Source organism: Mycobacterium sp. NGS59, assembly GCF_059812345.1.
Map to the genome: position 1 here is coordinate 134,049 of NZ_JCALCN010000003.1, position 11,376 is coordinate 145,424.

Annotated in this window: 12 protein-coding genes and 1 other RNA gene; 5 read left to right on the forward strand and 8 right to left on the reverse strand. The window is 67.9% G+C overall.

What is annotated here, in order from left to right; all coding sequences use genetic code 11:
- Positions 1–2: 2 nt before the first annotated feature.
- The 8 genes from AC5Y46_RS05735 to cobC form a co-directional block, all read right to left on the reverse strand.
- Positions 3–386: a type II toxin-antitoxin system VapC family toxin gene (locus tag AC5Y46_RS05735; protein WP_499990343.1), complete on the reverse strand. Its 384-nt coding sequence runs from the start codon at positions 384–386 to the stop codon at positions 3–5.
- A complete protein-coding gene (locus AC5Y46_RS05740; RefSeq protein ID WP_499990344.1) occupies positions 383–613 on the reverse strand; it encodes a type II toxin-antitoxin system Phd/YefM family antitoxin in 231 nt (76 codons plus the stop codon). The genes AC5Y46_RS05735 and AC5Y46_RS05740 overlap by 4 nt, the downstream gene beginning before the upstream one ends.
- A 44-nt stretch (positions 614–657) precedes the next feature.
- A complete protein-coding gene (locus tag AC5Y46_RS05745) occupies positions 658–1,278 on the reverse strand; it encodes a DsbA family protein (protein ID WP_499990478.1) in 621 nt (206 codons plus the stop codon).
- Between the two features lie 93 nt (positions 1,279–1,371).
- Positions 1,372–1,780: RNase P RNA component class A (gene rnpB / locus AC5Y46_RS05750), an RNA gene on the reverse strand.
- Positions 1,781–2,061: 281 nt separating this feature from the next.
- Positions 2,062–3,189: a bifunctional RNase H/acid phosphatase gene (locus AC5Y46_RS05755; RefSeq protein WP_499990345.1), complete on the reverse strand. Its 1,128-nt coding sequence runs from the start codon at positions 3,187–3,189 to the stop codon at positions 2,062–2,064.
- Positions 3,186–3,923, reverse strand: a complete 738-nt coding sequence (locus AC5Y46_RS05760; protein WP_499990346.1) for a zinc ribbon domain-containing protein — start codon at positions 3,921–3,923, stop codon at positions 3,186–3,188. The genes AC5Y46_RS05755 and AC5Y46_RS05760 overlap by 4 nt, the downstream gene beginning before the upstream one ends.
- Before the next feature lie 22 nt (positions 3,924–3,945).
- Entirely contained in the window at positions 3,946–5,079 is a 1,134-nt protein-coding gene (locus AC5Y46_RS05765; protein WP_499990347.1) for a Nif3-like dinuclear metal center hexameric protein, read from the reverse strand.
- Positions 5,076–6,152 carry an Rv2231c family histidinol phosphate aminotransferase CobC gene (cobC, locus tag AC5Y46_RS05770; protein ID WP_499990348.1) on the reverse strand — a complete coding sequence of 359 codons (1,077 nt, stop codon included), beginning with the start codon at positions 6,150–6,152 and terminating at the stop codon, positions 5,076–5,078. Before cobC ends, AC5Y46_RS05765 begins: the two co-directional genes overlap by 4 nt.
- Before the next feature lie 115 nt (positions 6,153–6,267).
- On the opposite strand from cobC, the gene AC5Y46_RS05775 reads away from it, so the two are divergent.
- Genes AC5Y46_RS05775 through AC5Y46_RS05795 form a run of 5 tightly spaced genes read left to right on the forward strand, consistent with a single transcriptional unit; the run spans position 6,268 to position 11,370 of the window.
- Positions 6,268–6,900 (forward strand): HAD-IA family hydrolase, encoded by a 633-nt coding sequence (locus AC5Y46_RS05775; RefSeq protein WP_499990479.1) that lies wholly within the window; start codon positions 6,268–6,270, stop codon positions 6,898–6,900.
- Complete coding sequence (locus AC5Y46_RS05780; RefSeq protein WP_499990349.1) at positions 6,893–7,387, forward strand: low molecular weight protein-tyrosine-phosphatase; 495 nt, start codon at positions 6,893–6,895, stop codon at positions 7,385–7,387. The genes AC5Y46_RS05775 and AC5Y46_RS05780 overlap by 8 nt, the downstream gene beginning before the upstream one ends.
- The gene (locus AC5Y46_RS05785; RefSeq protein ID WP_499990350.1) at positions 7,387–8,250 is read left to right on the forward strand and encodes an SURF1 family cytochrome oxidase biogenesis protein; all 864 of its coding nucleotides are present in this window, start codon (positions 7,387–7,389) and stop codon (positions 8,248–8,250) included. Before AC5Y46_RS05780 ends, AC5Y46_RS05785 begins: the two co-directional genes overlap by 1 nt.
- A gap of 25 nt (positions 8,251–8,275) precedes the next feature.
- Positions 8,276–9,037, forward strand: a complete 762-nt coding sequence (locus tag AC5Y46_RS05790; protein WP_499990351.1) for an ABC transporter ATP-binding protein — start codon at positions 8,276–8,278, stop codon at positions 9,035–9,037.
- The gene (locus tag AC5Y46_RS05795) at positions 9,034–11,370 is read left to right on the forward strand and encodes an ABC transporter permease (protein ID WP_499990353.1); all 2,337 of its coding nucleotides are present in this window, start codon (positions 9,034–9,036) and stop codon (positions 11,368–11,370) included. The genes AC5Y46_RS05790 and AC5Y46_RS05795 overlap by 4 nt, the downstream gene beginning before the upstream one ends.
- Positions 11,371–11,376 lie beyond the last annotated feature (6 nt).

Genomic DNA, 11,376 nt, shown 5'->3' on the forward strand with positions numbered 1-11,376 from the left:
CATCAGATCCTGGCGTCGATCGCGTCGGGTACCGCCGTCAGGAGTTTCGCGTCGGCAGTCAGCAAAGTGAGCCGCTCCGCGGACGCCTGGGCGACCAGGATGGTGTCGAACGGATCCTGGTGCGGTAGCCCGGTCATCTCGCAGGCGAGGGTGTGGCGACGCGTGATCGGAAGGTCCTGCAGGCCGGAGCGGCTGATCGCCTCGTCGAGGTGGTCGGGCAGCGTCAGCTTGCCGAGCGCCGACTTGATGGCCAGCTCAAAGGTGCACGCGGCGGAGACGAAAACCGCCGGGCTTTCGGTGATGCGTTCGCGCGCGCCGATTCCCAGCCGCGGGTTGTCTTCGAGAAGCCAGATCAGGACGTGAGTGTCCAGCAAGAGCCCGGTCATTCGATGCCGAACAAGGCGTTGAGGTCGCGGTCGGTGTCATCGAAGTGGTCTGTGTCGTAGCTGAATTGGCCGGCGAGGCCGCCGAAGGCGATGTCGGCACGGGAGTGAGGCACCAGATCGGCAACCGGTTTACCGGCCCGCGCGATAGTGATCTTCTCGCCGTTTTCGACGCGAGTGAGCAGCTGCGACAGATGTGTCTTCGCGTCGTGGATGTTGACCGTCGCCATGAAAACCAGCCTAGTCGACTTAGTCTAGTCGGACTAGGTTGAGCTCAGCGCGGAAGTCGGCCGAGCCAGTTGGAGTTGCCGTCGATCGATTCACCGTCGATGACGACCATGGGCACGCCGGGATGGGGCAGAGCGCGCAGCAACACGAGGTTGTTCGCGGCGATGGCGCGCGGGTCGTAGGGGATCGGCAACCCGAGGTTGATCATTGCCTGTGCTGACGGCGGCGCGCCGACACGTTCGGCGAGTCCGGCGAGTTGATCGTTGCTCAGATCCGTCGGACCTTCTTCTTCCGGTTGCTGATCGGCGGAGAAGATCTGCTCGATGAACCGCCAGGTGACCTCGCTCGACCGGGACTGATCGGCGACGACGTAGGACGCGTAGATCGCGCGGCTGTCGTAAGTGCCGCTGGCCGAGTACTTTTCGAGGAAATCGACGAGTCGCAGATTGACGTGCAGGCGGCCGGCCTCGATGCGGCGACCGATTTCGCTGCCCTGCTCGCGGATCATCTTCCCGCTGTGGGGGCACAGCGGATCCAGATACAACTCGATCTGGCCCGGCGCTGCCGGGTCGCCGATCGACAGGATGTCACCGGCCGAGGAGGCGTCGGCCGCGTATGCGCGTCCGGGGCTGGACACCAGCAGCGCGGCCAGCAGTCCGAGCGTCATCGCGACGGCAATCGATGTTCGGGCGGGCCGTTTCACGGAAGCGCTCACTGTCATAAGCACCATCATGTCGGAAGGATCGGCGGAGGCTTTGCGCGGACGAGTTGGCCTGTAAGCCGGATTCTGTTCCCCGCCGCCGCGGGGGTAACCAACGGCGGCGCGGCGGCGACCATCCATCTGGACACACCGTTGCCGGGTGCCTCGAGCGGCCTACCCGCAGACTCGGGCGAGCAGCCCTCGAACGTCTGCGCAGCCGCACTTTCGGTGCGGCCTTCTTGGCCTTGCTTCGGGTGGGGTTTGCCTAGCCATTCCGGTCACCCGGGATGCTGGTGCGCTCTTACCGCACCGTTTCACCCTTACCACCGCGAGGATGGCGGTCTGTTCTCTGTGGCACTTTCCCGCGAGTTGCCTCGGATTGCCGTTAGCAATCACCCTGCTCTGTGAAGTCCGGACTTTCCTCGACTCGCTACCACAAGGCACGAGCCGCGGCCGCCCGGCCAACTCGTCCGCGACGAACACGGTACTCCCTTTGCCGTGAAATGTGTCAGCTGTCGCCACCTACTCTCAACACGCCGAACGTGCCGCCACTGGAAAAACCGGCCCCCATTGTCAAGTGGAAGACAACATGGCGTGGTGGTGAGCGCCGAGCGTGTCGCTGTTGCGAAATTTCGGCCTGGATTTGGCAGTGGTTACACGTTCGGCGAAGGGGGCCACGGGCAGGTTCGCCGAGCGTGTCGCCGCTGCGAAAAACCGGCTCGATTTTGACAGTGGCTGCACGCTCGGCGGCTACAGGTAGGCCGTCTGGTTGACCAAGCGCACCGACGAGGCGCCGTCGGGGTAGAACTCGGCGATACTCAACGACGCCAGGTCCAGATGCATGCGGTACAGCATGCCCGAACCCGCGTCCAACGCCATGCGCAGCAGCAACTTGATGGGGGTGACATGGGAGACCACCAACACGTTCTCGCCACCATAGGTGGCAAGGATGCGGTCGCGTCCCCGACGGACGCGCCGCAGCACGTCGTCGAAGCTCTCCCCGCCCGGCGGGACGGTGCCGGTGTCGTAAAGCCACCGACGGTGCAACTCGGGATCGCGTTCGGCGGCCTCGGTGAAGGTCAGACCCTCCCAGGCTCCGAAGTCGGTTTCGATGAGGTCGTTGTCGACGATGACCTCCACCCCCAGCGCCCTGGCCGCCGTCGTCGCGGTGTCATGTGCGCGCTGCAGCGGCGAGGAGATGACGGCAGCGATCCCGCGCCGCTGGCTGAGATACCGCGCCGCCAAACCCGCTTGACGCCAACCAATTTCGTTCAGCGGTGGATTGCCGCGTCCTGAGTAGCGGCGTTGCGCCGACATCTCGGTCTGCCCGTGCCGCAACAGCAGCAGCCGGGTGGGGACGCCGCGTGCACCGGTCCATCCCGGTCCTGTAGTGATTTCGTTGGGGGTTTCCGTCGTACCTTTGCGGGCCGCTTCGGTAACGGGCACCGCGACCTTGTCGACGCGACGGTCGGTCTGGGCCGCGGCGTCCATCGCGTCGTTGGCCAGCCGGTCGGCGTAGGCGTTCTGTTCCCGCGGAATCCACGAGTAGCTGATCCGGCGGAACTGCGACGCCAGCGACCGCGCCTCGGCGTGCAGTTCCACCAGGTCGGGGTGCTTGACCTTCCACCGCCCCGACATCTGTTCGACCACCAGCTTGGAGTCCATCAGCACCGAGGCTTCGGTGGCACCCATCTTCACGGCGTCGTCCAGACCGGCGATCAGACCGCGGTATTCGGCGACGTTGTTGGTCGCGCGGCCGATGGCGTGCTTGGACTCGGCCAGCACCGTCTGGTGATCGGCGGTCCACACCACCGCGCCGTACCCGGCGGGCCCCGGGTTGCCCCGCGATCCGCCGTCCGCTTCGATGACCACCTTCATCGCTCAAAACCTTTGACTCGCAACAGGATCGCACCGCATTCCGGACAGCGCAGCACCTCGTCTTCGGAGGCGGCCGTGATGCGGGCCAATTCGCCGCGGCCGATTTCGATCCGGCAGGCGCCGCACCGATGTCCCTGCAGCGGTCCGGCGCCCGGTCCTCCCCCGGCCCGCAACCGTTCGTAGAGTGCCGAAAGCTCGGAGTCCAGGGACGCTTTCAACACTTCGCGCCGCGATGACTGTTCGCCGCGGGTCTGGTCGATCTCGGCCACCGCCGCGTCGAGGGCCTGCTGGGCGCCGGCCAGATCGGCCTGCAGCCCCTCGATGGTCCTCGCCTCGGCGGCCTGCTGCGCCTGTAACTCTTCGCGGCGTTCCATGATTTCCAGCAGCGTGTCCTCCAGGCTGGCCTGACGACGCTGCAGAGTCTCCAGCTCGTGCTGCAGGTCGGAAAGCTGCTTGACGTCGGTGGCGCCGGAGGCGAGCAATGAGCGGTCGCGGTCTTCACGTTTGCGCACCGCGTCGATCTCCGATTCCAGACGCGACACTTCGGCGTCCAGGTCCTCGATCGCAATCTGCAGCGCGGCCAGCCGGTCACTGGCCGCGGTGTGCTCGCCATACACCCGCTCGTAGGCCTCGCGTTGCGGCAGATGGGCGGCGCGGTGCGCGATGCGGGACAGCTCGGCATCCAACGTCGCCAGTTCCAGCAGCGAACGCTGCTGTGCCACTTCGGCTTTCATGACGGGTCTCCTGGTCTCGTTCTCAGCATTCGCCCCCACTTGCACTCAGGTTCCACGGGTCGGTGCGCAGGGGGGACACCCGCACCGGCAGCGAAGCCCCGAACCGCGACCGCAACACCGCGGCCGCCTGAGCGCACCACGGGAATTCGCTCGCCCAGTGCGCGACGTCGATCAGCGCCACCGGCGAATCCCGACGGTGTTCGTCGGCCGGATGGTGTCGCAGGTCGGCCGTGACGTAAGCCTGCACATCGGCCGCGGCTACCGCGCTCAACAACGAGTCCCCCGCTCCCCCGCAGACCGCCACCCGCGACACCGGCTGGTCGGGGTCGCCCGCCGCCCGCACCCCCCACGACGTCTGCGGCAAGGACGCGCCGACGCGGGCGACGAAGTCGCGCAGCGATTCCGGTTGTGCCAGCGTGCCGATCCGGCCCAGTCCGGTGCCGGCGGGCGGTGACGCCAGGGCGAAGATGTCGAAGGCCGGCTCCTCGTAGGGATGCGCGGCCCGCATCGCCGCCAGCACGGCGCCGCGCGACTTGCTGGGCGCGATGACTTCAACCCTGTCCTCGGGCACCCGTTCAACGGTGCCGACGCTGCCGATCGCCGGATTGGCCCCGTCGTGCGGCAGGAACTGGCCGATGCCGGTGACGCTCCAGCTGCAATGCGAGTAGTCCCCGATGTGTCCGGCGCCGGCACCGAAGACCGCGTCGCGCACCGCGTCCGAGTTCTCCTGCGGCACGTAGATGACCCATTTGTCGAGGTCACCGACCGCCGGCGAGCGCTCCAGCACAGCCTCCACGGTGAGGCCGAGCGCGTCGGCCAGCGCGTCGGACACCCCGGGCGCGGCCGAGTCGGCGTTGGTGTGCGCGGTGAATAACGAGCGGCCCGAGCGGATCAACCGGTGGATCAGCGCACCTTTGGGCGTGTTGGCCGCGACCGTGTCAACGCCGCGCAACAGCAGCGGATGGTGAGCCAGCAGCAGGCCCGCCTCGGGCACTTCGTCGACGACGGCCGGGGTCGCGTCGATCGCAACGGTCACCGACTCCACCGGGTCGGCCGGGTCACCGCATACCAACCCCACCGAATCCCACGACTCGGCCAGCCGCGGCGGATACGCCTCGTCGAGCACGCCGATCACGTCGGCCAACCGCACGCTCACCGAGTACCTCCGCTGTGCGCGCAGACCGGTAGTTCGGCCATGGATTCGACCAATCCGTCGACCAAGACGGGCCATTCGGCACGCACCGCCGCCCGCAGATACGTGTCGTCCAGGCCGACAAAGGTGTCGCAGCGTCGCACCGCGATTCCCTTGTCGCGCAGACTATTTCGTATTGACTCTGCGGCGGGGCTGCGGAACAGCACGAACGGTGCCGAGCCGTCGACCACCGCCACACCTGTCGACTCCAACCCGGCCACCATCGCCGCGCGCAATGTCATCAGTCGCGTGGCATCGGCGGCCGCCTCGGCGACGGCCTGCGGCGCGCAGCACGCGGCGATGGCCGCCAGTTGCAGGGTGCCGACCGGCCAGTGCGGGCGCGCGGCGGTCAGCCGGGCCAGCACGTCCGGCGCGCCGAGCGCGTAGCCCACTCGCAGCCCGGCCAGCGCCCACGTCTTGGTCAGGCTGCGCAACACCAGCACGTCAGGCAGTGAGTCGCCGGCCAACGAGTGCGGCTCGCCGGGAACCGAGTCCGCGAAAGCCTCGTCGACCACCAAGATCCGTCCGGGCCGGCGCAACGCCAGCAGCTGCTCGCGGGTGTGCAGCACCGACGTCGGGTTAGTGGGGTTGCCGACCACCACCAGATCGGCGTCCTCCGGCACCCGAGCGGCGTCCAGGGTGTACGGCGGCGGTAAGACGACGTGGCGCACCGGTACACCGGCCGCGCTCAGGGCGACCTCCGGCTCGGTGAACGAGGGCGCGATCAGCGCGGCCAGACGCGGGCGCAGGTTGGCCAGCAGCGCGAACCCTTCGGCCGCGCCGGCCAGCGGCAGCACCTCGTCCCGGGCCCGGCGGTGCCGCGCGGCCGCAGCGTCCTGGGCGGCGTGCAGTTCCGCGGAGCCGGGATAGCGGGCCAGGTCGGTCAGTCGCGCGCTCAACCGCTGCACCAGCCACGCCGGCGGCTGCGCGTGCCGGACATTGACGGCGAAATCCAGCATGCCCGGCACGACGTCTTGATCACCGTGATAACGCGCCAGCGCAAGCCGGCTCGACGCGCTCGGATCTGGACGTGCCATCACTGAAACCTTAGTGCGCGATCGGCCAGGCCAGACATCCGGCGCAGCCCTGCGCCACCCATCTAGGACAATGAGGGGCGTGACACGCTCGATCGCGGACGAGGCGCCGCAGCTGGTGATCTTCGATCTGGACGGCACCCTGACCGATTCGGCACTGGGCATCGTGTCCAGCTTCCGCCACGCCCTCACCCACATCGGCGCCCCCATCCCGGACGGCGACCTGGCGGCCCGCATCGTCGGGCCGCCGATGGACGAGACGTTTCACGCCATGGAACTCGACGGGCGGGCCGACGAGGCCATCGCCGCGTTTCGGGCCGAGTACGGCGCGCGGGGCTGGTCGATGAACACCCTGTTCGAGGGCATCGCGGCGCTGCTGGCCGACCTGCAGGCAGCCGGGATCCGGCTGGCGGTGGCCACCTCCAAACTGGAGCCGACGGCTCGGCGCATCCTCGCCCATTTCGGCGTGGAGCAGCACTTCGAGATCATTGCCGGCGCCACCGCGGACGGCTCCCGCAAGTCCAAGACCGAGGTCCTGGCGCACGCCATCACCCAATTAGAGCCGCTGCCCGAGCGGGTACTGATGGTCGGCGACCGAAGTCACGACGTCGACGGCGCCGCCGCGCACGGCATCGACACCGTGGTGGTCGGCTGGGGTTATGGACGTGCCGACTTCCCCGACCGGATCGGCGTCACCGGCGTGACGCACGTCGCGACGGTCGACGAGCTGCGCAGGGCGCTCGGTGTCTGAGCACGAACTGCACGTGACGTTCGTGTGCACCGGCAACATCTGCCGCTCCCCGATGGCGGAGAAGATGTTCGCCCACCAGATCCAGGAACGCGGACTGGGCGACGTCGTCCGGGTGTCCAGCGCCGGCACCGGCAACTGGCATGTCGGTGAGGGAGCCGACCGGCGGGCCAAGCGCGTACTGCGCGACCACGGCTATCCCACCGACCACCGCGCCGCCCAGGTCGACGACGAACATCTGCAGGCCGATCTGGTGGTGGCGTTGGGCCGTAACCATGTCCGGCTGCTGCGTGATCTGGGAGTGGAGGAGCAGCGGCTGCGGATGCTGCGTTCGTTCGACCCGCGGTCGGGGGCTTACGCGCTCGACGTCGAGGACCCCTACTACGGCGACCACAGCGACTTCGAGGAGGCGTTCGTGGTCATCGAGTCCGCGCTGCCCGGTCTGCACGATTGGGTCGACGAGAGACTCGCGCAGAACGGATCCGGTTGATGTCCCGCAGAGTTCCCAGTCTCGGGTTCCTGCTGCGGCCGGGATGGGTGGCGCTGTGGCTGGTGTGCATCGCATTCACCTACCTGTGCTTCACCGTGCTGGCACCGTGGCAGCTGGGCAAGAACACCAGGACGTCGCGGGAGAACCAGCAGATCGCCGATTCGCTGAACACGCCGCCCGCACCGCTGAAAACACTGTTGCCGCAACAGGATTCGTCGGCCCCGGATGCGCAGTGGCGTCAGGTGACGGCCACCGGCCACTACCTGCCGGACGTACGGGTGCTGGCCCGACTCCGCGTCGTGGACGGCGACCAGGCGTTCGAGGTGCTGGCGCCGTTCGTCGTCGACGACGGGCCGACGGTTCTGGTCAACCGTGGTTACGTTCGGCCCGAGAGCGGCTCGCACGTGCCGCCGATTCCGCGGCCACCCGATCACACGGTGACCATCACCGCGCGCCTGCGCGATTCCGAGGCGACCCTGCCGGGCAAGGAGCCGTTCACCAGAGACGGCTACCAGCAGGTGTATTCGATCAGCACGGGTCAGGTGTCGGCGTTGACCGGGGTGCCGTTGGCCGGGTCGTATCTGCAGTTGGTGGAGAGCCAGCCCGGCGGGCTCGGCGTGATCGGGGTACCGCACCTGGATGCCGGCCCGTTTCTGTCCTACGGCATCCAGTGGATCCTGTTCGGCGTCGTGGCCCCGTCCGCGCTGGCATATTTCGTCTATGCCGAGGTCCGCGCTCGGCGCCGGGAGAGACAGGTCCGTCCGGCTCAGTCCCGCGACGCACCCACCGGCGGTCCCGCGCCACCGGACCAGCCGATGACCGTCGAGCAGAAGCTCGCCGATCGGTACGGACGCCGACGCTAGCGCGGCCGGATGCCATAGTGAGCAGATGAGCGCTGGGTCAGACGTCGGCGACGCACCCGCGGCGCGCAGTTCTGCCAGACCGTTCGCGTTGCGGCTGACCGATGTCGGCAAGACCTACGGCGCCGAGCCCACCCGGGTCGTTGCCCTGCACGGGGTGAACCTGGAAATCCGGGCCGGTGAATTCGTGGTGCTGCTCGGGCCGTCCGGGTCCGGAAAGACGACCCTGCTCAACATCATTGGCGGAATCGACCAGCCGACGCAGGGTCAGGTCGAGGTCGACGGCGCCGATGTCGCAAGCCTGAACCGCAAGTCGCGCACCCGGTACCGCCGCGACCAGGTCGGGTTCGTCTTCCAGTTCTTCAACCTGGTGCCCACCTTGACCGCGCGGGAGAACGTCGAACTACTCGCCGAACTGACCGGGCCCGACGCCCCCTCGCGCAGTCGCGCCGCGCTGGAACGGGTGGGTGTCGGAGACGTTGCAGACCGCTTTCCCGCCCAGCTTTCCGGCGGTCAGCAACAGCGGGTGGCCATCGCCCGGGCCATCGTCAAACAACCCCCGCTGCTGTTGTGCGACGAACCCACCGGAAGCCTGGATCTGGTCACCGGGCGACACGTCCTGGGTGCGCTGGGCGACCTGGCCCGTGGCGGTGGGCAGACAGTCATCGTGGTGACCCACAACTCCGAGATCGCGCGCATGGCCGACCGGGTGCTGTGGTTACACGCGGGCGCGATCAGCAAGACAGAGATCGTCGAAAACGCGGTGGACGCAACGGACTTGGACTGGTGAGCAGCGCCCTGCGCCGCAAACTGCTCCGGGACGTGTGGCGGGAACGATGGCGATTCGCCGCTATCGCCGTCGTGATGGCAATCGGTGTGGCCGTATTCGTCGCCGCCACCGACAGTTACCGCAATCTCGATCAATCCTTCGACCGGTCCTATTCCAGTCAACGACTGCCGGACGCGGTCCTGTCCGGACCGGGGGCCTTCCACCTGCGCGATACCGTCGCCGCACTGCCGGGCGGCCCGCTGGTCGAGGCGCGCCATCAAGCCGACGTCGGGATCCGGGTGAACCGGCACGCGCTCTACGGCCGCGCCGTCGGGGTACCCGAGGCGAAGCAGCCGAGCGTGTCGCTGCTCGACGTGCGGGCGGGTGCACTGCCTCGCGACGGGCATGTGCTGGTCGAGCAGCATCTGGCCGACCACTATCACCTCGATCCGGGGGGAACCGTCGAGTTGCTGGGAAGTCAAGGCTGGCAGCGCTTTACCGTCTCGGGCACCGGGTTGTCGACCGAATATCTGTGGCCGGCGCGCTCGGCCCAGGAAGTGCTCACCACTCCGGAGGATTTCGGTGTGGTGTTTCTGCCCGACCAGGAATTGCAGCGCGTGCTGCCGAATGCCACCTCTCAGTTGGCCGTCTACGCACGTGACCGCTCGACTGCCGCAGCCCTGACCGAGTCGGTGCGCCGGCTTGCCGGAGACGCCGGGCTGCAGTTCGTCGCACGCGAGGATCAGCCGTCCTTTCACACATTGCGCGACGACGTCATGCAGTTCGGCAGCCTCGCCGGGATACTGCCGTGGTTGTTCCTCGCGGCTGTCGCGCTGGGCACCTATGTGCTGCTCTTCCGCATCGTCGCCGCACAGCGGGGCGTCATCGGAACCCTGATCGCCAACGGCCTGTCCGCGGGCGCCGTGCGCCGGCACTATCTGGCCTACGGGGTGGCATGTGCGGCGATCGGCGTGCCGCCCGGGCTGCTCGGCGGTTACCTGTTGGCACAGTGGATTACGTCGAAGTACACGACTGCCATAGCGCTGCCGATGCGTCTCACCGCGATCCAGCCGGTGACCTACCTGGTCGCTGCCGTCGCCGCATGCGCCGTCGCGCTGCTGGCCGCGTCGGCACCGGCCCGTGCGGCCGCGCGGATGTCACCCGCCGAAGCCATGCGGGTAGCCCCACCGTTGCAGCGCGGTCCCAGGATCAGGATCGGCTCACGCCTTTTACTGGGACGGATACCGGCGCGGTGGCGAATGATGTTGCGGGCCATCGGTCGGAACCGTCGGCGGACGGTGCTCACCGTAACGGGTGTTGCCGTCGCGGTCGTCTTGGTGATGGTGTTCGCCGGCATGCGCGACACCCTGCCCGGCATGGTCAATCGGCAGTTCGGTCAAATCGCCAAGCAGGACGGGGAAGTCGTGCTGTCCGGGCCGACCGATGCGGTGGTGGACGGGCTGCGCACGGACCCCGAGGTGACCGCCGCGGAGCCTTACAGCGCGCACGGCGTCACGGTCACCGCCGGCGCACACCGTTACGAAACCCAGCTGATCGGGCTGGCGCCGCAGCCCCAGATGCACACGTTCCCGGCGGAATCCGGGGCCGACCGGCTGCCGCAAGAAGGCGTTCTGCTGGGGGTCGGTTTGCGCGACCTGTTGTCCACCTCCCTCGGCGACCGCATCGACATCGCGGTCCCGCAGTACGGGCTGCGATTCACCGAGCGGGTAGCGGGATTCGTCGACGAGCCGTTCTCACCCGTCGTCTACATCTCGCTGAATCGGCTACGAGCACAAGCCGATCGACTTCCGGTCAACGGCGTGCTGGTCAAACTCAAGCCCGGTGCCGACCAGCGCTCATTCGGGGACCGGATGGCCGCGGTACCCGGAGTCGTCGCGTACCGTTCGACGACATCGCTGGCATCGACCATGCGGAAAGCCTTCAGTCTCTACGACACCCTGGTCAGCATCATGCTCGTCTTCGCGGCCGTCATGGCGGCCGCGCTGTTGTACAACGCCATGTCCGCCAACATATCCGAGCGACTCGGCGAGCTCGGAGCGTTGCATGCCCAAGGGATGGGTGCCGGCATGTTGTCCCGGCTGATCGCCGCGGAGAATTTCAGCCTCGCTTTACTCGCGGTCCCGTTCGGAGTGGTCGGCGGCGCGCTGCTCGCCGACGGCCTGCTGTCCACCTATCACAGTCTGGGTTACCACCTGAGACTCGAGATGCGCGCGACCACGCCAGTGGTGGTGGCGGGCGTCATTCTCGTGGCCGCGGCGTTGGCCCAATTGCCGGTGGCGCGACGGGTTTACGGAATCGATCTGGCGCGGATCGGGCGCGAACGCGCGCTGTGAGCGTCG